The organism is Brevundimonas sp. GW821-FHT09G01, assembly GCF_059416065.1.
Map to the genome: position 1 here is coordinate 1 of NZ_JBWKOL010000011.1, position 23,208 is coordinate 23,208.

Sequence of the window (23,208 nt, forward strand, 5' to 3'; positions counted from 1 at the left end):
GACGCCGTGCCGTGCTGGCTGGTCGCGGTGATGCGGTAGCCGTCGATGACGCCGTTGCTCTGGCTGCCCAGATTGACGGTGACCGGTTGCGGCGGACCGTTGCCGGCGGGCGGCGTCGGCACCACCACCGGGGTGGTCGGCGGCGCGACGACCGGCGGCGGCGGGGTCGCCACCGTCAGCGACACCGTGGCCGGAGCCGAGGTCCCGCCGGGACCCGTCGCCGTATAGGTGAAGCTGTCCGGACCGAAGTAGCTCGCGGCCGGGACGTAGGTGGCCACGTCGCCCGCGATAGTGACCGCGCCGTGGGCGGGCGGGGTCGCGACGGCGATGGAGCCGTGCACGCCGCTGACCGCGCTCGCTAGGTCGATCGCCGCGCCGGTGCTGTTGTAGCCGACGGCGACGCCGCTACGGCCCGAAACCGTCGGAGCCGGCGGATTGGCCACCGTCAGGCTGACGGTCGCCGGAGCCGAGGTCCCGCCGGGGCCGGTGGCCGTGTAGGTGAAGCTGTCAGCGCCGTAGTAGTTGGCGGCGGGCACATAGGTGACCACGTCGCCGGCGACCGTGACCGTGCCGTGGGCCGGCGGCGTGTCGATCGCGATGGAGGCGTGCACGCCGGTGATCGAGGTGGAGAGGTCGATCACCGTACCGGCGCCGTTGTAGGCGACGGCGACACCGCTGCGGTTCGTCACGGCCGGAGCGGCGGGAGTCTCCACCGTCAGATGGACGAGGGCGACGTTCGAGGTCCCGCCCGGGCCGGTGGCCGTATAGGTGAAGCTGTCGATGCCGAAATAGCCGGCGGTCGGGGTGTAGGTGACCACATCACCGGCGATCGAGGTCGTGCCGTGCGCCGGAGGCGTGACCACCGCGATCGAGGTGTGGGCGCCGCCGCTGATCCAGACCGACAGGTCCAGGGGCGCGCCGGTGCTGTTGTAGGCCACCAGCCAGCCCGGCGAGTCGTCGGCGATGGGCGGGTTGGCGATGACGGCGAAGCTCTGCTGGACCTGGGCCGCGGCGTTCCAGTTGCTGTCGCCGGGCTGGTTGGCGTTGATGACGCAGGTTCCGGGGCTGGTGAAGGTCACCGACCCGCCCGAGAGCACGCAGCCCGTGCTGGTTCCGTCGAGGCTGAGGTTGACGGTCAGGCCCGAGTTCGCCGTCGCCGTGACCGCATAGGCCGGACCGGCCACCACGGCGGACGGCGCCGTCGAGGTGAAGGCCAGGGTCTGCGAGCCTCTGGCGATGGTGACCGTGTTCACGCCGGTGTCGGCGGTGACCGGCGTCCCCTGGCTGTCGGTGACGCGGACGATGTAGCTGAACGAACCCGCCACGGTCGGCGTGCCCGAGACCACGCCGGTCGAGGTGTTCAGCGTCGTACCGGGCACAAAGGCGCCGGCCGCGAGCGCATAGGTGTAGGGCGCGACGCCGCCGCTGACGGTGTTGGCCTGGCTGTAGTTCTGACCGACGACGAGGCCGGAGGCCGGGGCGGCCGTGATGACCAGATGGGCCGGAGTGACCGTGAAGCTGCGCGAGACCGAAGGCGCGGCGGCCCAGGTCGTGTCGCCGGGCTGTTCCGCCCGGATCGTGCAGGTCCCCGTCTGCAGCAGGGTCAGGCTGGTTCCCGACACGGTGCAGACCGCGGTGGTGTCCGAGAAGAAGCTCACCGACAGGCCCGAGCTCGCCGTCGCCGCCAGGGTCAGGGGCGAGGCCGAGAGCGAGGCGTTCCCCAGCGCATTGAAGGTGATGGCCTGGTCGCCGAGGCTGACCGTCAGGCTGACCGTGGCCGTGGCCGAGGTTCCGCCTGGGCCTGTCGCCGTGAAGGTGAAGCTGTCGGCGCCCGCATAGTTGGTGTCAGGCGTGTAGGTGACCACGTCGCCCGAGATGCTGGTCGAGCCGTGCGACGGACCCGACGCGACCGCGATGGTCGAATGGCTGCCCGAGATGGAGCCCGACAGGTCGATCGGCGTGGCGGTGTTGAAGGCGACCACGACGGCGCCGGGGTCGGTCACGGTCGGCGCCGCGGCATAGGTGTACTGGTCAGCGGCCGAGGTGGCGCTGGTCCCGCCCGTGGTGGTGACGGTGACGTCGTAGGTCCCCGCCGAGTTGGCCGGGGCCGTGGCGGTGATCTGGGTGTTGCTGTTGATGGTGTAGGTCGCGTCGGTCGCGCCGAACTTCACGGCGCCGGTTCCGGCCGCCGCCGCGAAACGCGTGCCGGTGATGACCACCGTCGTCCCGCCCGAGATCGGGCCCGCCGCCGGCGAGATCGCCGTCACCGTCGGCGCCGCGATATAGATATACCGGTCGGCTGCCGAGGTCGCGCTGGTCCCACCCGCCGTGGTGACGCGGATATCGATCGTCCCCGCCGCGCCGGCTGGAGCCGTGGCGGTGATCTGGGTGGCGCTGTCGACCGTGAAGCCGGTCGCCGCCGTGGCCCCGAAGGTGACGGCGGTGGCCCCGGTGAAGCGGGTTCCCGTGATGATCACCGAGGTCCCGCCCGCGGCCGGTCCCGCCGTCGGCGAGATCGCGGTCACCGTCGGCGCTCCGATATAGGTGAACTGGTCGGCGGCGCTGGTCGCGCTGGTTCCGCCGCCGGTGGTGACGCGGACGTCGACCGTGCCCGCCGCGCCGGCCGGGGCCGTGGCGGTGATCGAGGTGGCGCTGTTGAACGTAAAGCCGGTCGCCGAGGTGGCGCCGAAGGTGACCGCTGTCACCCCGGTGAAGTTGGTCCCGGTGATCGTCACCGACGTCCCGCCCGTGGCCGGTCCCGCCGTCGGCGAGATCGAGGTCACCGTCGGCGCGGGGACATAGGTGAACTGGTCAGCGGCGCTGGTCGCGCTGGTCCCGCCCAGGGTGGTGACGCGGACGTCGACCGTGCCGGTTCCCGCCGGAGCGGTGGCCGTGATCTGGGTGGCGCTGTTGACCGTGAAGCCGGTCGCGGCCGTGGCCCCGAAGGTGACGGCGGTGGCGCCGGAGAAGCGTGTGCCGGTGATCGTCACCGTCGTCCCGCCCCCGCTCGGTCCCGCCGTCGGCGAGATCGAGGTCACGGTCGGCGCTCCAACATAGGTGAACTGGTCTGCGGCGTTGGTCGCGCTGGTCCCGCCCACGGTGGTGACGCGGACGTCCACCGTTCCCGCCGCGCCGGCCGGAGCCGTGGCGGTGATCGAGGTCGCGCTGTTGACCGTGAAGCCGGTGGCCGCCGTGGCCCCGAAGGTGACGGCGGTGGCCGTGGAGAGATTCGTCCCGAAGATCGTCACCGTCGTGCCGCCGCCGGTCGGTCCCGCCGTCGGCGAGATCGAGGTCACGGTCGGCGCAGCGACATAGGTGTACTGGTCAGCGGCCGAGGTGGCGCTGGTTCCGCCCGGGGTGGTGACGGTGATGTCGTAAGTCCCCGCCGAGTTGGCCGGCGACGTGGCGGTGATCTGGGTGTTGCTGTTGATGGTGTAGGTCGCATTGGTCGCGCCGAACTTCACCGCGCCCGTGCCGGCCGCGGCCGCGAAGCCCGTGCCGGTGATGGTCACGGTGGTCCCGCCGCCTGTCGGACCGGCCGTCGGCGAGACCGAGGTCACAGTCGGCGCGGTGACATAGGTGAACTGGTCGGCGGCGCTGGTCGCGCTGGTCCCGGCGCCCGTGGTGACACGGACATCGACCGTGCCCGCCGCGCCGGCCGGAGCCGTGGCGGTGATCGAGGTCGCGCTGTTGAAAGTGAAGCCGGTGGCCGCCGTGGCGCCGAACGTGACCGCGGTCACCCCGGTGAAGTTGGCGCCGGTGAGCGTCACCGTCGTGCCGCCGCCGGTCGGGCCGGCGGTCGGGCTGATCGACGTCACCGTCGGAGGGGAATTGACGACCAGGGCGCCGGTGGTCGCCGTGCCTCCGGTGGCTCCCGTCGCCGAGACCACGCCGGTCGTATAGGTGTAGCTGCCCGTCGCGGTCGGCGTCACGGTCAGGGTGGACAGACAGCTGGCGCCGGCGGCGAGCGTTCCGCCGGACAGGCTGAATTCCTTGGTCCCGGAGTTGTAACTGGCCGTCGCGCTGGGGCAGTTGGTCGCCGGGGTGGAGCCGTTGACGTTCACCGGCAAGGCGGCGGCCGCGAGAGAGACCCCGGTCATCGGGGAGGCGGTCGGGTTGGTGATCGTGATCTGCAGCTGACGGCTGCTGCCTAGGTTGATGGGGGAGGCGTTGAAGACCGCGCTGACCGTCGGAGGGGTCGCCACGTCGTCATTGACGATTGTGCCGATGCCTTGAGCGTCCGAGATCGTCGCATTCGTCGCGCCGCTGAGGTTCACGAAAAAGGTTTCGTTCGGCTCCGCCAGGGCGTCGCCGTTGGCCAGGACCGCGATGGTTTTCATCGTTTCGCCAGGTGCGAACGTCAGGACGCCGCTGACCGCGGTGTAATCGCTGCCGGCGGTCGCCGTGCCGTTCGCGGTGGCATAGTTGACGGTGACCGTGCTCGCGCTGGCGGCCGACAGGAAGGCGGTGAAGGTGAAGGTCTTGGTCCCGGTATCGCCTTCGCTCTCGGACACATCGTTGATCGACAGGCTGGGCGGGGTCGGCGCCGAGCAACTGAGCGTGATGTTGACGGTGCTGTTACGCGCCGCGGGATTGGACCCCGTATTGTAGATCGTGTCGTCGTTCACGCCGACTTCGAAGAAGTCACCGGCAGCGATGTTCGAGAAGGTGAAGGATCCCGACCCGCTGACCGCGGTCGAATCCTCGACGGATTCAGGGGCGAATTGGAAGCCGCTGTTCTGGCTGTACAGGATGTAGACGTAAGCGCCCTTGGTGTTTCCCGACCAGGAATAGGTCACGACCTCACCGTTCGCGAGCGGCTGGCTCGCGAAGTCGGTGAACTTGTCGGTGCCGTTGCCCGCGCCATCGACGGTGAAGGTTCCACCCAAGGCATTGATCGCACTGCACCCGGCCGAAAGGGCGAACGCGGCCGACGGCGCGGCCAGCGCCACCAAGGCCACGACCACCGTCAGCAGCGCGCGCGCGTAGACGCCCGCGCGGCCGAAGACCGACTTCACAATACCGAACATCTCTGACTTCCCCCGGGTCCGCCGCGAGCGCGACGGGTCAAGCTTCACCGGCAAAAATGACGGCGAAGCTTGGCCTTTATATTAAGGCGCCGTTAACGCCTACGCCCAGGAATCCCAGAATTCATCGCGGGCGTACCAAGGTTCCCGGATGTCAGGCCGCATCGAGCGCGCCGACCACCGGACGATCAGGATGGCCGATCTCGTGGGTGTACTGGGCGGCGCCGGATTCGGGGACCTGCTCCTCGGTCCGGTCGGCGATGCGAGCCCACTGCGCCTGAATCTGCTCGGCGGCGTCGGGGGCGTCGCCGACATGGACGCCCCGCGTCATCGTGATGTGCGCCTGCTCGAAGGCCCCCGCCCCCGCCAGCAGGATGGTGCGGGTCGGCGCGCTCTCGGCGGCCAGGGCGACCACGCCCGGGCTGACCAGGTCGCTCGAGAGGCCCTTGAGGTCATCGTCGGAATAGAGGCCCTCGGTCATCCGCGTCGCCGCGCTGGGAGCCAGGCAGTTGACGCGGATGTCGAACTTGCGGCCTTCCAGCGCCAGGGTCTGCATCAGCCCGACCAGCGCCATCTTGGCCGCGCCGTAGTTAGCCTGGCCGAAGTTTCCGTACAGGCCCGACGACGAGGTGGTGAAGATCACCCGCCCGTAGCCCCTGTCGCGCATGTGCGGCCAGGCGGCCTTGGTCAGGTTGACCGATCCCATCAGGTGCACGTCCACCACCAGGGCGAAATCGTCCAGATCCATGTTGGCGAACGTGCGGTCGCGCAGGATGCCGGCGTTGTTGACCAGGATGTCGATCCGGCCCCAGCGCTCGACCACGCCCGCGACCATGGCGAAGACGCCCTCGCGGTCGGTGACGCTGCACGTCCAGGGAACGGCCTCGCCGCCCGCGGCCGTGATCTCGGCGGCGACCGCGTCGCACGCGGCGGCCGACAGATCGTTGACCACCACCCTGGCGCCTTGGCGGGCCAGGGCGATGGCGTGGCTGCGGCCCAGGCCGCCGCCGGCGCCCGTGACGATGGCCACCCGGCCCTTGAGATCGATGGTCATGCTGGTCTCCCCGACTGTTCCGGACATCGCTGCTGTCGCCCGGCTCCGGGCGGTCGCACTCTGATGATCCTGACCGAAAGGTCAATGTTCACTAGCCGGCGAGTGAGGATTGACGACGACTTGAATCGGTGAGACGGTCATGGTCACGGCGCCGTCAGAGCGCCCGAGGAAACATCGAGGGAGGAAGACCATGGGGCGCAAGCTCTGGCTGACGACATCCGCCGCCGTCCTGCTGTGGGCCGGAGCCGCGCAGGCTCAGGACGCCACGCCCCAATCCACCGACCAGCAGGCCGACGTCGCCTCGCTGGGCGAGGTGGTGGTCACCGCCGAACGGCGCACGACCAACCTTCAGGAAACCGCCGTCGCGGCCACCGTGCTGTCGGGCGAAAGCCTGGACGACCGCGGCGTCTTCTCGTTGGAGCAACTGCAATTCGTGGCCCCGTCCACGACGGTGCAGAACTTCGGCCAGGGCAATTTCTTCAACGTGCGCGGCATCGGCAAGTCGGAGCCCACCACCGCCATCGGCGTGGGCGTGACCACCTATCGCGACGGCGTGCCGGTCTTCCCCGGCTACTTCCAGACCGAGCCCTATTACGACATCGGCGCGGTCGAGCTGCTGCGCGGACCGCAGGGCACCTTCGCGGGCACCAACGCCACGGGCGGCGCGGTCTTCATCACCTCGCGCAACCCCGACTTCTCGGGCGTGAACGGCTATGTGATGGGTCAGGTCGGCAACTACGACAACCTGAAATTCCAGGGCGCGGTGAACGTGCCGATCACCGACACCCTGGCCGCCCGCTTCGCCGTCAACAGTGAGCAGCGCAGCAGCTTCCACGAGATCACCGGCCCCTATAAGGGCAGCCCCGGCGACGTGGACATGAACAGCGTCCGCGCCAGCTTCCTGTGGACCCCGACGCCGGCCCTGCGGGTGCTGCTGAAGGGCGACTACAACAGCCTGGACTTCGGCGGCTATCCGGCCGACCCGGCGCTGGCGACCAACGATCCGTTCAAGATCACCGCCAACGGCCCCCACTCCGGCAAGGACGTGACGGCGCGCGTGTCGCTGAACGTCAGCTACGTCTTCGACAACGGGATCACCCTGCGGTCGATCACCGGCTATCAGGACGGGATCAGCGAGTTCTCGACCGACCTGGACGGCACCAGCGCGCTGAACAACACCTTCTATGACCGCGTAGAGGAAGACGTCTGGTCGCAGGAGATCAACCTGGTCTCGCCGGACAACCAGCGCCTGACCTGGCTGCTGGGCGCCTTCTGGCAGCAGGACAACGTCACCTTCCCGGTCACCACCTTCCCGCAGGGCGCCTATCACGTCGGCTTCCCCGAGGGCGTGGTCGACTACTACATCTTCGGCGAGACGCCGAAGGAGACCACCGCGGTCTTCGGCCAGGTCAGCTACGACATCTCGGACCGGCTGCAGATCCAGCTGGGCGCGCGCTGGTCGGAAAGCACCTCGCGCAACGACAACGTCTACACGACCTATCCGGCGTTCGGCCTGACCCTGCTGCAGAACGACGAGGTCACCGCCGAGAAGACGACCGGCAAGCTGAGCCTCAACTACAAGATCGACGACAACAACTTCGTCTACGGCTTCGTCGCCACCGGCTTCAAGATGGGCGGGCTGAACGCGCCGAACTTCTATGTCCCGGCCAGCTCCTTCGGGCCGGAAGACGTGATCGACTACGAGCTGGGCTGGAAATCGACCCTGTTCGGCGGCCGGGTCCGCACCCAGCTGGGCGCCTACTACATGACCTATGAGGGCTTCCAGGTCGTCGTCGGCGATCCGGCCGTCCCGCTGTTCAGCTCGATCGTCAACGTCGCGGACGAGACCGTTCTGATGGGCGTCGAGGCCTCGGCCCAGGTGCGCGTCGACGACTGGACCGTGGATGTCGGCGCCGCCGTCTCCAAATCGGAGCTGGGCGAGTTCTACGCCGCCGACCCGCGTGTCGCGCGCAGCGGCACGTGCAACGCCACCACCGGTCCGGCGACCGCCAACTGCCTCAACCTGGACGGCAACACCCAGAGCTATGCGCCGGAGTTCACCTTCAACATCGGCGTCCAGTATGATTTCCAGCTGCCGAACGGCGCGACCCTGTCGCCCCGCATGGACTACGCCCACATCGGCGAGGCCTGGACCTCCATCTTCAACAACCGGGCCCTGGGCGACCGGCTTGAAGCCCGCGACCTGGTCAACCTGATGCTCAGCTACAAGACCGACGACTGGACCGTCGCGGCCTATGCGCACAACGCGACCGACCAGACCTACATCGCCGCCGTCAACGCGGGCCTGCGCTACGCCGGGCCGCCGCGGCAGTTCGGCATCAACCTGATGAAGACCTTCTGATCCTGACGCCGGGGCGGCGGCCGAAGGTCGCCGCCCCGCCCCCTTCGCCGGTCCGCCGGCCCCTGTAACTGTCTGGAATTTCGCTTCAGGATGATCAGCTCGCTCCCCGGCCCCATGCAAGACTATGCGCTGACCGTGGACCGCTTCCTGGATCACGGCGCCAAATGGCACGGCGAGGCGCGGGTGATCACCGCCGGCGTCGACGGCCCGGACTCCCTCCTCGGCTACGCCGCCCTGCGCGAGCGCGCCAATCGCCTGTCGGGCGCCCTGCTCGACCTCGGCCTGGCGCCCGGCGAGCGCATCGCCACCCTGGCCTGGAACACCCAACACCATGTCGAGGTCTGGTACGGCGCCATGGGCGTCGGCCTGGTCTGCCACACCCTCAATCCCCGCCTGACGATCGCCCATCTGGCGGCGATGATCGTGCAGGCTGAAGACCGCGTGCTGGCGGTCGGCGCCGGACTGCGGGACATGGCCGAGGCCCTGCTGGCCGCCTGCCCCTGCCTCGAACACCTTATCCTGCTGGACGGCGATGCGGCGGAGGCCGGACGCGCCGACGTCAGCGAGCTGGAGGCCCTGCTGGCCGAGCGCGGGCGTCCGGTCGAGTGGGGCCGGTTCGATGAGACGGCGCCGGCGGGCCTGTGCTTCACCTCGGGCACCACGGGCGCGCCCAAGGGCGTCGTCTACACCCACCGCTCCAACTATCTGCACACCACCCGCGCCCTGCAGGCGGACGCCATGGCCCTGACGGCCGACGACGCCGTGCTGGTGGCCGTGCCCATGTTCCACGCCAACGCCTGGGGCCTGCCGTTCGCGGCGCCTGCGGTGGGGGCCGACCTGGTCCTGCCAGGCCGGGTCACGGACGGCGCCAGCCTGGCCCGGCTGATCGACCGGCATCAGGTGACCGTCGCCGTCGGCGTGCCGACCGTCTGGCTGGGCCTGCTGGATCATCTGGACGCCACCGGCGCCGAGACCCATAGCCTGGAGCGCATCATCATCGGCGGCTCCAGCTGCCCCGACAGCCTCTTGCAGCGGATGGAACGCCGGTTCGGCGCCACGGTGCAGACCAGCTGGGGCATGACCGAACTGTCGCCGCTGGGCGCCATCTCGCCGCGCAGCCGCCGACCGGGCGCCGCGCGTGGATCGGGCCGCCCGCCCATGGGCCTGGACCTGCTGCTGACCGACGCCGAGGGCGCCCCCCTGCCCGACCAGCGCAACGTGGTCGGCCATCTGAAGGTGAGGGGCCAGAGCGTCTTGAACCGCTATTTCGGCGCGGCCGAGGCCGCCATCGACGCGGGCGGCTGGTTCGACACCGGCGACCTGGCCATCCTGGACGACGCGGGAAACCTGACGCTGGCGGGGCGGTCCAAGGACCTGATCAAGTCGGGCGGCGAATGGATCAATCCGGTCGAGATCGAGGAGATCGTCGGCGCCCTGCCCTCCGTCGGACTGGTGGCCGTGATCGGCCGATCCGATCCGAAATGGGGCGAGCGTCCCCTGATGGTGATCGAACCCGCCCGCGGACAGACCATCGACGACGCCGATCTGAAGGGCGCGTTGAAGGGTCAGGTCGCCGACTGGTGGATCCCCGAGCGGATCGTGCGCGTGACGGCCATGCCTCTGGCGGCCACGGGCAAGATCAACAAGGCCGTGCTTCGCGCCACCTATGGAGGCGCATAGGATGACCGCCGTCTCCATCGAGTCGGCGTTCTACCGTGGCGCGCCGGACCGCCTTGAGGTTCCGCCTATGACCACCCCGCCCCGCCAGCCGCGCCGCAAGGCAGAGCAACGCGCCGAAAGCCTGGAGCAACTGCTCGACGCGGCCGAGGAGCTGTTCTCGCAGCATGGCTTCTATGGGGTGACGATCAAGGACATCGCCGACAAGGTCGGGGTCCATAAATCGCTGATCCACTACTATTTCACCGACAAGCAGGAGGTGTTCGACAAGGTCATGGCGCGCCGGGCGCCCGTGACCAGTGGACGCCGCATGGAGGCCCTGGACGCCTATGAGGCGGCGGCGGGCGGCAAGCCGACGGTCGAGGGCGCCCTGCGCGCCTTCCTGGATACCGACCTGGACACCTACTCGAACGGCGGCGACGGATGGCGGCATTTCGGCGCCCTCAGCGCCCAGATCAACAATACCCCCGCCTGGGGCGCCGAGGTCATGGACCGGCTGTTCGACCCCGTCGTGCTGCGCCTCATCGGCCTGCTGCGGCAGGCCCTGCCGGACGCGACCGAGGAAGACCTGTTCTGGGGCTATCACTTCGTCACCGGCGCCCTGACGCTGAGCCTGGCACGCACAGGCCGGATCGACCACCTGTCGGGCGGCAAATGCCGGTCCGACGACTTCGAGGCGATCAAGGAGCGGATGGCCTCCTTCATGGCCCACGGCTTCATCGGCATCTGCCACGACCGCGCGGCGGAACGGCGAAAGCAGACGCGCGAATGACCGGCGGCCTTCCGTTCGCACCGGATCCCGAGGCCCTCGGCTTCGACTCCGCCCGTCTCGCCGATCTCGACGCCTATATGGCGGGCATGGTCGAGGCGGGGCTGGTGGCGGGGACCTCCACCCTGCTGATGCGCCACGGACAGGTCGCCGCCTTCACCACCTTCGGCCACGCCCGGCTGGGCGATGCGGCGCCGCTGAGCCGCGACGCCATCTTCCGCATCTACTCCATGACCAAGCCGGTGACCGGCGTGGCCATGATGATGCTGTTCGAGGAAGGCCGTTGGCGCCTCGACGATCCGGTTACGGACTATCTGTCCGAGCTGAAGGGCCAGAAGGTCTATGCTGGCCTCGCCGAGGACGGCGCCATGCTGACCGAGGACGCCCTCCGGCCGCCCACGATGCGCGAGCTGATGAGCCACACCACCGGGCTCGGCTACGGCCTGTTCGACGTGCATCCGGTCGAGCGGGCCTATCGCGAGGCGGGCGTCATGATGGCCCACGGCTACCAGGACCTTGTCGAGCGCGCGGCGAGGATCCCGCTGATGTTCCAGCCGGGAACCGAGTGGTTCTACTCCATCGCAACCGACCTGCAGGCGCTGGTGGTCGAACGGCTGTCGGGCCAGACGTTCGGCGAGTTTCTCCGCACCCGGATCTTCGCGCCGCTGGGCATGGTCGACACCGGCTTCCAGGTCCCCGCCGACCAGGTTCACCGGCTGGCCGAGATGTACTGCGACGACGGCGCGGGCGGACTGAAGGTCGCCGCCGACGCCTTCGACATGCCGATCAACGACTACACCCGCCCGCCCCGGTTCGAGGGCGGCGGCGGAGGTCTGGTCTCGACCGCGACCGACTACGCCCGCTTCTGCCAGATGATCCTGAACCGGGGCGAGCTGGACGGCGTTCGCATTCTGAAGCCCGAGACCATCGACCTGATGGCGACCAACGTCATCCCCGACGCCGTCCTGAACACATACAGCCCGCTGCGTCTGCTGCCCTTCAGCCCAGCCCTGACCTTCGGGCTCGATTTCGCCATCACCGAGGACCCGAAACGGCTGGGCCTCGGCGAAGGCAAAGGCACGCTGAGCTGGGGCGGCGGCGGCGGGACCTGGTTCTGGATCGACCCCGAGAACGACATCGTCTTCGTCGGCCTGATCCAGCGGATGGCCGATCCGGTGAGCAACGAGTTCCGCGCCAAGGCCCGCGGCTTCACCTACGCCGCGCTGACCCATCCCGAAAAATAGACGGGCCCTCAGGCCCGCATCCGAGGAAACGAGAATGAGTGCGACACCGATCGAATCCGGAGACCCTCCCGCCGCCAAACCGTCGGTGGGACGGCCCGCCTGGGTCGCCCTGGGCGTGCTGTGGTTCGTCTATGTGCTGAACTTCCTGGACCGGCAGCTGCTGTCGATCCTGGCCAAGCCGATCCAGGACGCCCTGCACATCACCGACGGACAGCTGGGCCTGCTGGGCGGGCTGTATTTCGCATTCTTCTACTGTTTCATCGCCATCCCCGTGGGCTGGCTGGCGGACCGGACCAACCGGGTTTGGGTAGTGTCCGTCGCCTGCGGAATCTGGAGCGCGGCGACCATCGCCTGCGGCCTGTCGCGCAGCTTCGGCCAGCTGGCCGTGGCGCGCATGACCGTGGGCTTCGGCGAGGCGGGCGGGGTGCCGCCGTCCTACGCCATCATCACCGACTACTTCCCGCCCGGCCGTCGCGGCATGGCGCTGGGCATCTACAACCTGGGGCCGCCCGTCGGCGCGGCGCTGGGCATCGCCTTCGGCGCGTCGGTGGCCGCCGCCTTCAGCTGGCGCGACGCCTTCATCGCCATCGGCGCGGTCGGCCTAGTCGTCGCCGCCGCCACCCCCTTCCTGGTCAAGGAGCCCCGGCGCGGCGGACTGGACCGGGCGCCGGACGCCGCGGCCCCGCCCCGAGCCGGCTTCTGGGCCACGGTGAGGATGTTCTTCTCCACCCCGACCCTGGTGCTGGCCTCGCTGGGCAGCGGCGTGACCCAGATCGTCACCTACGGCCTGGGCAATTTCGCCGTGCTGTTCCTGATGCGCGAGAAGGGGATGACCCTGAACGACGTGGCCCTGTGGTACGCGCTGGTGGTGGCCATCGGCATGGGCGGCGGCATCTTCGCCTCCGGATGGCTGATCGACCGCTACACGCGGCGGTCCAAGAAGGCCTACGCCCTGCTGCCGGCCCTCTCGCTGTCGCTGGCCCTGCCGCTCTACGTCGCCTTCGTCTGGGCGCCGTCGTGGCCGCTGGCGCTGGTGCTGATGCTGGGTCCGAACTTCCTGAACTACTTCTACCTGTCGTCCTCGGTGGCGCTGGTGCAGGAGGAGGTGAAGCCCAATCAACGCGTGATGTCCGGAGCCCTGCTGCTGCTGGTGATGAACTTCATCGGCATGGCCGTGGGTCCGACCTATGTCGGCGCGGCCAGCGACTTCTTCCGCGCGGCGCACCCGGAGAACTCGCTGCAGATCGCGCTTTACACCCTGATCCCGGTCTATCTGGTGGCGATCAGCCTGTTCCTGTGGCTGGCCAAGGTGCTGGGCCGCGACACCTCCAGAGCGGGAGCCGCCTAATGATCTCCAAACTCCTCGCCGCCGGCGCGGCGCTCGCTCTGCTGGCCGGCGCCTCCACCGCCTCGGCCCAGACCGCACCCGTCGTCACAGCCCCCGCGGGCGCCGTACGGGGCGCGGCGGAGGGCGACATCCTCGGCTTCAAGGGCATTCCCTACGCCGCGCCGCCGGTCGGGGAGATGCGCTGGCGTCCGCCCGCCCCCGCCGCCGGCTGGGAAGGCGTCCGCGACGCGACCCAGTACGGCGCCGCCTGCATCCAGCCGACGCCCTTCGTCCAGTCGATCTATTCGGCCGACCTGGGCCGGACCAGCGAGGACTGCCTGACGCTGAACGTCTGGACCCCGCCCGCCGCCGGCAAGGCGCCGGTGATGGTGTGGATCCACGGCGGGGCGCTGGTTACCGGCTCCAGCAAGGAGACGTTGTACGACGGCGTCCGGCTGGCCCGCGAAGGCGTGGTGGTGGTCTCGATCAACTACCGGCTGGGCGTGCTGGGCTGGCTGGCCCACCCGGATCTCAGCGCCGAAAGCCCGGCGCACATCTCGGGCAACTACGGGCTGATGGATCAGGTCCGCGCCCTGCAGTGGGTGCGCGACAACATCGCCGCCTTCGGGGGCGATCCGGACAACGTCACGATCGCGGGCGAGTCCGCGGGCGGCCTCAGCGTCCTGTATCTGATGACCTCGCCGCTGGCGCAGGGCCTGTTCGACCGGGCCATCGCCCAGAGCGCCTACATGATCTCGACGCCCGAGCTGAAGACGGCCCGCTTCGGCGCGCCGTCGGCGGAGGACGCGGGCGCGGCCCTGGCGCGCACGCTCCAGGCACCCAGCCTGCGCGTGCTGCGCGGCATGGATCCGCAGACGCTGACCGACCGCGCGGCAATGGGCGGCTTCGCCACCTTCGGCGCGGTCGACGGCGTCATCCTGCCCGCCCAGTTGGTCGATGTGTTCGACCGCGGGCGCCAGGCCAAGGTTCCGGTGCTGGCCGGCTTCAACAGCGGTGAAATCCGCTCCCTGCGGATGCTGGCCCCGCCGGCGCCGGGTTCCGCGGCGGACTATGAGCGGGTGATCCGGGAGCGCTACGGCGACATGGCCGACGCCTTCCTGCGTCTCTATCCGTCGTCGGATATGGGCGAGAGCATCCTCGCGGCCAGCCGCGACGCCCTGTACGGCTGGACCTCGGAACGGCTGGTGCGTTCGCAGACGGCGGCGGGACAGTCCTCCTACCTCTATCTGTTCGACCACGGCTATCCGGCCGCCGACGAGGCGAACCTGCACGCCTTCCACGCCAGCGAACTGCCCTACATGTTCGGCAATCCGGCCCGCACGCCGCCGCGCTGGCCCAAGGTCCCGGACACGGCCGAGGAGACCCGGCTGTCGGACGCCATGGTCGGCTACTGGACCAGCTTCGTCCGGGACGGCCGGCCCCGCGCGGCGGATGCACCGGCTTGGGCCGCCTATGGAGAGACCGGCGCCTATATCGCCTTCCGCGCCGCGCCCGAGCCCGGGACCGGCCTGTTCCCCGGCATGTTCGACCTGCACGAACAGACCATGTGCCGCCGCCGCGCCGCCGGGACCATCGGCTGGAACTGGAACACCGGCCTGGCCTCGCCGCCGATGCCTCCTGCCGCGGCAGGCTGCGACTAGCGGCGCGGGGGCCTGTAGGTCCCCATGTCGGTCCTGAGACCGGCGACGAAGGCGGCATGGCCCTCGTCGCCGGCTTCGGCCGCGAGGCTTTCGGCCTCATGGACCAGTCCCTCGACTTCGTCGGTCATGCCCGAGCCCAGCCGGACCAGGGTCCGCGCCCGGGCCCGCAGCAGGATCAGCGCCGCCGCCGGATAGCGGGCCGACAGGCGCGACGCCCACAGGGCTATGTCTTCGTGCCCGCCGCGCAGCTCCCCGCCCCGCGCCTCGATCATCTCCGCCGCCTCGCGCAGGGCGGGCCAGGTCATCAGGAAGGCCAGCCCCTTCACCGGGTCGAAATAGGTCGCCGCATGGGCGAAGGCGCGGTCCAGGGCAGGCACGTCCTCAAAGTCCGGCAGCCGGGCGATGATCGCGCGCAAGGCGTCGGGAGACAGGGTGCGCTCGAACAGGATCCAGCGGGCCTGATCCGCCTCCTCGTCCCGCCCTTCGGCGTCCAGCACGGCGATCTCGGCCTCCAGCCATTGTTCCGGCGGCGGCGGCGCGGGCTCGGCCTTGCGGCCCCAGCGCGAAGGCGGCGGGGCGGCGGGACGCGAGGCCTCCAGCGCGGCGCGCGCCTCCTCCACCCGTCCGGCGGCGGCCAGCCGCGTGGCCATGACCGAGCCGACCTCGGGCCGATGGCGGTCGTCGTCGGGAATGGCGGCGATCCAGGCGTCCAGGTCGCCGCTGCGCTCCGCCAACTTGCGCACCACCAGCGCCAGCCGCCCGGTCGGACGCGGCTTGCCCCCGGTCAGTTCGGCCAGCAGGCCTGAGGCCACCGCCGGGCTGAGGTCGCCCACGCCGCGCCCGATCCACGAGGCCCATTCCGACAGCCGGGTCGCCAGGGCGTCGGCCAGGATCGGCACGGCGCCCTGCGGCCCCAGCGCCGAAGCCAGCGTCGCAAGCTCGCCGGTCGCGCCGTCGAACAGCACGGCCAGCTCGCCCTTGGGATCCTTCACCCGCACGGCGAGGCCCGGATAGAGGTCGAACCACGCGACCATGCGGTCGAAGGCCAGCCGGGCGTCTAGCTCGGCCAGCCGGTCGACGATCATGCGGCGCAGGCTCTGCAGGTCCCGCACCAGTTCGGGCCGCTTGCGCCAGGACACCCGCACCCGGCTGTCGCCCAGGGCGGTCAGCCGCTTGTCCAGCTCCAGCGCCAAGTCGGGTGCCCCGACCTCGCCGGCCAGCTCCATGCGCAGCCGCCGCTTCCACAGGGCGTCGCCGCCCGCGACCTCCATCAGCAGCCCGGCCAGCCGGTCGGCGCCGAGCACCGACAGATTGGCGGCGGACAGGGTTTTCTTCGGGGGAGTCGGGCGCCTGGCCATGCCGTCTTCTAAGGCTTCCGGTGAAGCCGAACAAACGCCGCTTGCGTGTTCCACTGTTACAGCATAATGGAACACGCATGACGACCAACCCCGCCCGAAAAGCGCTCCATGACGCCCTGCTCTCGCTGAAGACGGCCGAGGAGGTCGACGCCTTCCTGGCCGATCTGTGCACGCCCGCCGAGCTGCGCGCCTTCGCCGAGCGCTGGGAGGTGGCCCGCCTGCTGGACGCGGGCGGCAAGTCCTATCGAGAAATCGCCGCCGAGGCCCAGGCCAGCCCGACCACGGTCGTGCGGGTCGCCCGGTTCCTGAAAGAGATGCCGCATCAGGGCTACCGCCTGGTGCTGGACAGATTGAAAGCCTGAGTTCACGCCATGAGTACTGTCGAGGGACGGCTCCGTATCGCCGTCCAGAAATCCGGTCGCCTGTCCGAACGCAGCCTTGATCTGGTGCGGGACGCGGGCCTGCGCGTGGTCAAGGGCAACAACGACCTGCTGTACCGGGTCGAGAACTACCCCATCGACCTGCTGCGGGTGCGCGACGACGACATCCCGACCTTCGTCGCCGACGGGGTCTGCGATCTGGGCATCGTGGGCGAGAATGTGCTGGAGGAAGGCCGCAACGGCGGACCGGTGGCGCAGGTGATCATGCCGCTGGGCTTCGGCCGCTGTACCCTGAAGATCGCCGTGCCGCCGACGCTGGACTACGCCGGGCCGGCCTCGCTGGACGGCAAGCGGATCGCCACCTCCTACCCGCGCGTGCTGCGCCGCTGGCTGGAAGCCGCCGGGGTCGAGGCCGACATCGTCACCATGCGCGGCGCGGTCGAGGTGGCCCCGCGGCTGAAGCTGGCCCACGCCATCTGCGACCTGGTCTCCACCGGCGCGACCATCGAGGCCAACGGTCTGGCGGCGCGCGACACCGTGCTGGAGTCGCAGGCCGTGCTGATCCGCTCGCCCGTCGCGCCCGAGCCTCAGCTGGCCGAGCTGCTGGACAGCATCATCGAGCGCATGTCCGGCGTCGTCGCCTCGCAGGGCGCCAAATATGTGATGCTGAACGCGCCCCGCTCGGCGCTGGAACAGATCACCGCCATCCTGCCCGGCGCGGGCGCCCCGACGGTCATGCCCCTTATGGGCCGCGACGACGCCGTGGCCGTCCACGCCGTCTGCCAGGAGGCCGTGTTCTGGGAGACGCTGGAGAAGCTCAAGGCCGTCGGGGCCTCGGCCATCCTGGTCCTCCCTATCGAGAAGATGATGTGATGCGCCGTTTCGACTGGTCCTCCCTCGACGCCGCCGGCCGCCGCGAGGCCCTGGCCCGCCCGGCCCGGCGCAACGACGCGTCGGTCGCGGACGGCGTGCGCGCCATCTTCGACGACGTGCGGGCCCGGGGCGGCGCCGCCGTCGCGGACTGGGGCCTGAAGCTAGACGGCTCCGCGCCGCGCCGCATCGCCATCACCGAACAGGCCGTGTCCGAGGCCCGCGCCTCCCTGCCCCCCGCCGCCACCCGCGCCCTGCGCATCGCCGCCGAGAACATCCGCATCTTCCACGAGGCGACCAGGCCCGAGGACAGCGCCTGGGTCGAGACCCGGCCCGGCGTGCGCTCGCGCATCGCCTGGCGGCCCGTCGGTTCGGCGGGCCTCTATGTGCCCGGCGGCACCGCGCCCCTGTTCTCCTCCCTGCTCATGCTGGCCATTCCGGCGGGCGTGGCGGGGGTGGGGCGGCGCGTCGCCGTGACCCCGCCTTCGAAGGACGGCGAGCCTCACCCCGCCATGATCGTCGCCGCCGGCGAAGCGGGGCTGGACGCCCTGTGGCTGATCGGCGGGGCGCAGGCCATCGCCGCCCTGACCTTCGGCGCGATCTTCGACGACGGCGAGATCGAACCGGTCGCCAAGCTGTTCGGCCCCGGCAACGCCTGGGTGGCCGAAGCCAAGAAACAGGCTGCGGCCCTGCCCGGCGGCCCCGCCGTCGATATGCCCGCCGGACCGTCCGAACTGCTGGTCATCGCCGACCGGGACGCCGACGCCGTGGTGGCCGCCGCCGACCTGCTGAGCCAGGCCGAGCACGATCCTGACGCCCAGGTCCTGCTGGTGTCCGAAAGCCGGGGCCTGATCGACGCCGTGCTGGAAGAGGTCGAGCTGCAGCTGGAAACCCTGCCCCGCGCCGACATCGCCCGCGCCGCCCTGGCCGAGGGCCGCGCCATCCGGGTCAACAGCATCACCGAGGCCTGCGACGTCTCCAACCTGTACGGCCCGGAGCACCTGGCCATCCAGACGCTGGACGCCGACCAGTGGGTCCCACGCATCACCGCCGCCGGCGCGGTCTTCGTCGGTCCGAACGCCGCCGAGGCCCTGGGCGACTACGCCTCCGGCCCAAGCCACGTCCTGCCCACCGACGGCGCCGCCCGTACGATGGGGGGCGTCACCACCGCCAGCTTCATGACCTCCATGTCGGTCCAGTCCGTGACTGCGGCCGGGGCCGCCGCCCTGGCCCCCGTCGCGGCGCAGCTGGCTCGGATGGAAGGGCTGGAGGCGCACGCCCGCGCCGCCGATCTGAGGTCCGGCCGATGAAGAACCTGCCCGCGCCCTTCGCGCCGCTGGTGGCCGGCGGCGAGGGTCTGGACCGCTATCCGGTCGAACCCCGCGCCCTCGCGGCTCGCATGAGCGAGATCTACGGCCTGTCTGCCGACCAAGTGCTGCCGGTGCGCGGCCTGACGCATGGGCTGGAGTTGGTGTTCCGCCTCGCGGCGCTGGACGGCCTGCGGGTCGAGGCGCCGGACGCTGAGCCCTACCGCGCTCTGGCCGCCCTCTATCGCCGTCCCATCGCCGGGGCCGGGACCGCCGCCGTCGTCCTGCGCGCGCTCGGTTCGCCGGAGGCGGTGGCCGAGATGGCCGAGCGGGTCGCCCCCGCCCTGCTGGTGGTCGACGAGGGCATGGCCGAGTACGCCGACGCCGCTTCGGCGGTCGAGGCCATCGCCGGCCACGCCAATCTGATCGTCCTGCGCAGCCTGTCGATGGCCTACGGCCTGGCCGGCGCCCGCGTCGGGGCCGCCTTGGGACAGCCTGAGGCGCTGGCGCGGCTGGCGACGGTGCTGGAGCCCTACGCTCTGCCCGAGGTTTCGGTGCGGCTGGCGCTGCAGGCGCTGGACCCGTCGCGCCTGATCGAGACGAAGGAACGGCTGGCCGCCGTGCGCCGCGAACGCGAGCGGCTGGGCAAGGCCCTGTCGCGCGAGATGACGGTCGAGCCCGGCTTCGGCCCTGTCCTGATCGCCCGCCCGTCGAACCCGGACGCGGTGCTGGCGGCCCTGACCCGCTACGGCGTCGCCGCCGAGGTCGCGGGAGAACGCCTGCGCCTGCCCGTCTCCGCCAAGGCCGAGGTCAACGACCGGCTTTTGATCGCGCTCGACCTCGCCCCGGCCAGGGCCCGGCCCAACCGCACCGGCCAGGCCGTGCGCGACACCAAGGAGACGCGCATCGTCTGCGCTGTCGATCTGGACGCGACCGCGCCCGTCGTCATCTCCACCGGCGTCGGCTTCTTCGACCACATGCTGGAGCAGATCGCCGCCCACGGGGGCTTCTCCCTGACCCTGTCGTGCGAGGGCGACCTTCACACCGACCCGCACCATACCATCGAGGACTCGGCCATCGCTCTCGGACAGGCCCTGAAACAGGCGCTGGGCGAGCGGCGCGGCATCGCCCGCTACGGCTTCGTCCTGCCCATGGACGAGGCCGAGGCCCAGGTGTCGATCGACCTGTCGGGCCGTCCCTATCCGGTGTTCGAGGGGACCTTTGACACCCCCTTCATCGGCGACTACCGCACCGATCTGACCGCCCACGTCTTCCGCTCGCTGGCCGAGCACCTGGGCGCGGCGATCCATGTCTCGGTCAAGGGCGAGGACGATCACCACAAGACCGAGGCCGCCTACAAGGCCTTCGGCCGCGCCCTGCGCCAGGCCATCCGCGTCGAGGGCGAGGCCGTGCCCAGCACAAAGGGGGTGCTGTGAAGTCGGTCACCGTCCTTGCCTATGGCGCAGGCAATGTCGCCTCGGTGCAGTTCGCCCTGGAGCGGCTGGGCGCGGCGGTGCGCCTGACCAGCGATCCCGTCGATGTGGCCGAGGCCGAACGGCTGATCCTGCCCGGCGTGGGTCAGGCGGGCTATGCGATGGCCCGGCTGGACGAACTGGGCCTGACCGAGGCCGTCCGCGCCTTTCCCCGCCCCTTGCTCGGGGTCTGCCTCGGCCAGCAGCTGCTCTTCGCCGACAGCGAGGAGGGCGGCGGCACGCCCCTGCTGGACCTGATCCCCGGACGGGTTCGCAAGCTGGAGCCGGGCCCGCGCCTGCCGGTGCCGCACATGGGATGGTCACGACTGGACGTGACCCGGGAAGACCCGCTGCTGGAGGGCATCGGCGGCGAGGCCTGGGCCTATTTCGTGCACGGCTTCGTCTGTCCCGACAGCCCCGCCACCCTCGCCCGCGCCGACTATGGGGGCGTGGTGCCCGCCGTAGTGCGCCAGGCCAACCGCTGGGGCTGCCAGTTCCACCCGGAACGTTCGGCCAAGGCCGGCGCCCGCATTCTCAAGAACTTCCTGGAGCTGACCGCGTGATCGTCTATCCGGCCATCGACCTGAGGGACGGCGTCTGCGTGCGCCTGATGCACGGCAAGTTCGATCAGGTGACCCACTATGACGACGCCCCGGCCAAGCGGCTGGCGGCGTTTCGCGCGGCGGGCGCGACCTGGGCACACATCGTCGATCTGGACGGCGCCGAGGCGGGCCGGGCCATGCAGCACGAATTGATCGGCGAACTGGCCGCCGCCATCGACATCCACATCCAGTCCGGCGGCGGCGTGCGCAGCGCGGACGACGTGGACCGCCTGCTCGGCGCGGGCGTCAGCCGGGTCGTCGTCGGCTCCCTGGCGGTCACCCGGCCCGACGAGGTGCTGAGCTGGCTGGAGCGCTTCGGCCCTGACCGCATCACCCTGGCCATCGACGTGAAGGCCGACGGCGACCGCTATGTCCCCGCGCTCAAGGGCTGGACCGAGGCGGCCGACGTGGATCTGTGGACCGCCCTGGACCGCTATCCGGTCGGTGCCGCCAAACATCTGCTGGTCACCGACGTGGGCCGCGACGGCGCCCTGACCGGGCCCAACCTCGACCTGCTGGCCGAGATCCACCAGCGGCGGCCCGACCTGTGGCTGCAAGCTTCAGGCGGGATCGCCGACCTGACCGACCTGACCGGCGCCCGCTCGGTCGGATCGTCAGGGGCCATCATCGGCCGCGCCCTGTACGAAGGCCGGTTCACCCTGGCGCAGGCGTTGGAAACCGCGCGCGCATGACCGCCCGGCGCATCATCCCCTGTCTGGACGTGAAGGACGGCCGGGTCGTGAAGGGCGTCCGCTTCGAGGGCCATCGCGACATGGGCGACGCCGCCGAACTGGCCGCCCGCTATCGCGATCAGGGCGCTGACGAACTGGTCTTCTACGACATCACCGCGAGCCCGCAGGGCCGCACCCTCGACTACGGCTGGGTGCGCGACATCGCCCGCCTGCTGGACATCCCCTTCTGCGTCGCGGGCGGCATCCGCTCGGTCGATCAGGCCGCGCGCTGCCTCGACCATGGGGCGGACAAGGTGTCGATCAACTCCCCCGCCCTGGAACGCCCCGAGCTGATCGCCGAAATGGCCGACCGGCTGGGGTCGCAGTGCGTTGTGGTCGGCGTGGATTCCAAGCGCGCGGGCGACGACTGGGTCGTGCACCAGTACACCGGCGACGCCGCCGCCAGCCGGGGCGCGGGCCGCCGGACCCTGGACTGGATCGTCGAGGCCCAGACGCTGGGCGCCGGCGAGATCGTGCTGAACTGCATGGACGAGGACGGGGTGCGCCAAGGCTATGACCTGACCCAGCTGGCCGCCGCCCGGTCGCGCCTGACCATCCCGCTGGTCGCCTCGGGCGGCGCCGGATCTGCCGAGCATTTCCGCGACGTCTTCGACCAGGCCGACGTGTCCGGCGCCCTGGCCGCCAGCGTCTTCCACACCGGGACCCTGCCCATCCCCGAACTGAAGGCCTTCCTGACCCGGTCGGGCGTCGAGGTGAGACCATGATCGATCCCAACACCCTGGACTTCGCCAAGGGCGGCGGCTTGATCCCCGTGGTGGTGCAGGACGCGGCCACCCTTCAGGTGCTGACCCTCGCCTATATGGACCGCGCCGCCTTCGACGAGACGGTGGACAGCGGCGAGGCGACGTTCTTCTCACGATCGCGCGGCGGCCGCTGGCGCAAGGGCGAGACCTCCGGCGATCGGCTGTCTGTCGTCTCCATCACCGCCGACTGCGACGGCGACGCCCTGGTGCTGAAGGTCCGTCCCGTCGGCAACGCCTGCCACCTGAACCGGATCAGCTGTTTCGGCGAGGAGGATGCGCCCGGCGTGGGCCGTCTCGCCCGGCTGGAACAGACCATCGCCGTCCGCGCCGCCGCCGATCCGGCCGAGAGCTGGACCGCCCGCCTGCTGGCCGAGGGGCCCAAGCGGATCGCCCAGAAGGTCGGCGAGGAAGGGGTCGAGACCGCGCTGGCCGGCGTCGCCGGGCCGGACGAGGAACTGGCCTCCGAGGCCGCCGACCTGATCTACCACCTGCTGGTCCTGCTGCACGCCCGCGGCATGGGGCTGGAGGCGGTGCTGAAGGTGCTGGCGGCGCGGGCCGGTCACTGAGGTGTGATGGACGGCCCCGGCCCGCGAGGCTAAGCCT

17 protein-coding genes are annotated in these 23,208 nt (G+C 70.5%); 14 read left to right on the forward strand and 3 right to left on the reverse strand.

Annotated elements, in window-relative coordinates; translation table 11 throughout:
- On the reverse strand, positions 1 to 5,030 hold a 5,030-nt coding region (locus tag AC07NB_RS16215; RefSeq protein ID WP_494572359.1), incomplete at its 3' end, for a beta strand repeat-containing protein.
- Between the two features lie 151 nt (positions 5,031 to 5,181).
- Entirely contained in the window at positions 5,182 to 6,081 is a 900-nt protein-coding gene (locus AC07NB_RS16220) for an SDR family NAD(P)-dependent oxidoreductase (RefSeq protein WP_494572358.1), read from the reverse strand.
- Positions 6,082 to 6,271: 190 nt separating this feature from the next.
- Between AC07NB_RS16220 and AC07NB_RS16225 the strand changes: the two genes are divergently transcribed.
- From AC07NB_RS16225 to AC07NB_RS16250, 6 genes are all read left to right on the forward strand, one after another.
- Positions 6,272 to 8,443, forward strand: coding sequence for a TonB-dependent receptor (locus AC07NB_RS16225; RefSeq protein WP_291837710.1), 2,172 nt, complete (start codon positions 6,272 to 6,274; stop codon positions 8,441 to 8,443).
- A 90-nt stretch (positions 8,444 to 8,533) separates the two neighbouring features.
- Entirely contained in the window at positions 8,534 to 10,123 is a 1,590-nt protein-coding gene (locus tag AC07NB_RS16230; RefSeq protein WP_494572357.1) for an AMP-binding protein, read from the forward strand.
- Positions 10,124 to 10,190: 67 nt separating this feature from the next.
- Positions 10,191 to 10,892: a TetR/AcrR family transcriptional regulator gene (locus AC07NB_RS16235; RefSeq protein ID WP_291837720.1), complete on the forward strand. Its 702-nt coding sequence runs from the start codon at positions 10,191 to 10,193 to the stop codon at positions 10,890 to 10,892.
- Positions 10,889 to 12,133 (forward strand): serine hydrolase domain-containing protein, encoded by a 1,245-nt coding sequence (locus tag AC07NB_RS16240; protein WP_494572356.1) that lies wholly within the window; start codon positions 10,889 to 10,891, stop codon positions 12,131 to 12,133. The genes AC07NB_RS16235 and AC07NB_RS16240 overlap by 4 nt, the downstream gene beginning before the upstream one ends.
- Positions 12,134 to 12,167: 34 nt before the next feature.
- Positions 12,168 to 13,481, forward strand: a complete 1,314-nt coding sequence (locus tag AC07NB_RS16245) for a spinster family MFS transporter (protein WP_494572355.1) — start codon at positions 12,168 to 12,170, stop codon at positions 13,479 to 13,481.
- Positions 13,481 to 15,121: a carboxylesterase/lipase family protein gene (locus AC07NB_RS16250; RefSeq protein WP_494572354.1), complete on the forward strand. Its 1,641-nt coding sequence runs from the start codon at positions 13,481 to 13,483 to the stop codon at positions 15,119 to 15,121. Before AC07NB_RS16245 ends, AC07NB_RS16250 begins: the two co-directional genes overlap by 1 nt.
- On the opposite strand, the gene AC07NB_RS16255 is transcribed toward AC07NB_RS16250, so the two are convergent.
- A complete protein-coding gene (locus AC07NB_RS16255) occupies positions 15,118 to 16,479 on the reverse strand; it encodes a DUF6880 family protein (RefSeq protein ID WP_494572353.1) in 1,362 nt (453 codons plus the stop codon). The genes AC07NB_RS16250 and AC07NB_RS16255 overlap by 4 nt on opposite strands.
- A 77-nt stretch (positions 16,480 to 16,556) precedes the next feature.
- Here AC07NB_RS16255 and AC07NB_RS16260 point away from each other — a divergent pair, with 77 nt between their 5' ends.
- Genes AC07NB_RS16260 through hisIE form a run of 8 tightly spaced genes read left to right on the forward strand, consistent with a single transcriptional unit; the run spans position 16,557 to position 23,171 of the window.
- Positions 16,557 to 16,841 (forward strand): YerC/YecD family TrpR-related protein, encoded by a 285-nt coding sequence (locus AC07NB_RS16260; RefSeq protein WP_492313692.1) that lies wholly within the window; start codon positions 16,557 to 16,559, stop codon positions 16,839 to 16,841.
- Between the two features lie 9 nt (positions 16,842 to 16,850).
- A complete protein-coding gene (hisG, locus tag AC07NB_RS16265; protein WP_492313693.1) occupies positions 16,851 to 17,732 on the forward strand; it encodes an ATP phosphoribosyltransferase in 882 nt (293 codons plus the stop codon).
- A complete protein-coding gene (gene hisD, locus AC07NB_RS16270) occupies positions 17,732 to 19,039 on the forward strand; it encodes a histidinol dehydrogenase (RefSeq protein ID WP_494572352.1) in 1,308 nt (435 codons plus the stop codon). The genes hisG and hisD overlap by 1 nt, the downstream gene beginning before the upstream one ends.
- Positions 19,036 to 20,472, forward strand: coding sequence for an imidazoleglycerol-phosphate dehydratase HisB (hisB, locus tag AC07NB_RS16275; RefSeq protein ID WP_494572351.1), 1,437 nt, complete (start codon positions 19,036 to 19,038; stop codon positions 20,470 to 20,472). Before hisD ends, hisB begins: the two co-directional genes overlap by 4 nt.
- Positions 20,469 to 21,071: an imidazole glycerol phosphate synthase subunit HisH gene (gene hisH, locus AC07NB_RS16280; RefSeq protein WP_494572350.1), complete on the forward strand. Its 603-nt coding sequence runs from the start codon at positions 20,469 to 20,471 to the stop codon at positions 21,069 to 21,071. Before hisB ends, hisH begins: the two co-directional genes overlap by 4 nt.
- Positions 21,068 to 21,802: a 1-(5-phosphoribosyl)-5-[(5-phosphoribosylamino)methylideneamino]imidazole-4-carboxamide isomerase gene (gene hisA, locus AC07NB_RS16285; RefSeq protein WP_492313697.1), complete on the forward strand. Its 735-nt coding sequence runs from the start codon at positions 21,068 to 21,070 to the stop codon at positions 21,800 to 21,802. Before hisH ends, hisA begins: the two co-directional genes overlap by 4 nt.
- Entirely contained in the window at positions 21,799 to 22,566 is a 768-nt protein-coding gene (gene hisF / locus AC07NB_RS16290) for an imidazole glycerol phosphate synthase subunit HisF (protein WP_291837661.1), read from the forward strand. Before hisA ends, hisF begins: the two co-directional genes overlap by 4 nt.
- Positions 22,563 to 23,171 carry a bifunctional phosphoribosyl-AMP cyclohydrolase/phosphoribosyl-ATP diphosphatase HisIE gene (gene hisIE / locus AC07NB_RS16295; protein ID WP_291837659.1) on the forward strand — a complete coding sequence of 203 codons (609 nt, stop codon included), beginning with the start codon at positions 22,563 to 22,565 and terminating at the stop codon, positions 23,169 to 23,171. Before hisF ends, hisIE begins: the two co-directional genes overlap by 4 nt.
- Positions 23,172 to 23,208 lie beyond the last annotated feature (37 nt).

Bases quoted from the DNA above. Each gene is read 5' to 3' on its own strand.
- AC07NB_RS16220 (WP_494572358.1), bottom strand. From the start codon at position 6,081: ATGACCATCGATCTCAAGGGCCGGGTGGCCATCGTCACGGGCGCCGGC.
- AC07NB_RS16225 (WP_291837710.1), top strand. From the start codon at position 6,272: ATGGGGCGCAAGCTCTGGCTGACGACATCCGCCGCCGTCCTGCTGTGG.
- AC07NB_RS16230 (WP_494572357.1), top strand. From the start codon at position 8,534: ATGATCAGCTCGCTCCCCGGCCCCATGCAAGACTATGCGCTGACCGTG.
- AC07NB_RS16235 (WP_291837720.1), top strand. From the start codon at position 10,191: ATGACCACCCCGCCCCGCCAGCCGCGCCGCAAGGCAGAGCAACGCGCC.
- AC07NB_RS16240 (WP_494572356.1), top strand. From the start codon at position 10,889: ATGACCGGCGGCCTTCCGTTCGCACCGGATCCCGAGGCCCTCGGCTTC.
- AC07NB_RS16245 (WP_494572355.1), top strand. From the start codon at position 12,168: ATGAGTGCGACACCGATCGAATCCGGAGACCCTCCCGCCGCCAAACCG.
- AC07NB_RS16250 (WP_494572354.1), top strand. From the start codon at position 13,481: ATGATCTCCAAACTCCTCGCCGCCGGCGCGGCGCTCGCTCTGCTGGCC.
- AC07NB_RS16255 (WP_494572353.1), bottom strand. From the start codon at position 16,479: ATGGCCAGGCGCCCGACTCCCCCGAAGAAAACCCTGTCCGCCGCCAAT.
- AC07NB_RS16260 (WP_492313692.1), top strand. From the start codon at position 16,557: ATGACGACCAACCCCGCCCGAAAAGCGCTCCATGACGCCCTGCTCTCG.
- hisG (WP_492313693.1), top strand. From the start codon at position 16,851: ATGAGTACTGTCGAGGGACGGCTCCGTATCGCCGTCCAGAAATCCGGT.
- hisD (WP_494572352.1), top strand. From the start codon at position 17,732: ATGCGCCGTTTCGACTGGTCCTCCCTCGACGCCGCCGGCCGCCGCGAG.
- hisB (WP_494572351.1), top strand. From the start codon at position 19,036: ATGAAGAACCTGCCCGCGCCCTTCGCGCCGCTGGTGGCCGGCGGCGAG.
- hisF (WP_291837661.1), top strand. From the start codon at position 21,799: ATGACCGCCCGGCGCATCATCCCCTGTCTGGACGTGAAGGACGGCCGG.
- hisIE (WP_291837659.1), top strand. From the start codon at position 22,563: ATGATCGATCCCAACACCCTGGACTTCGCCAAGGGCGGCGGCTTGATC.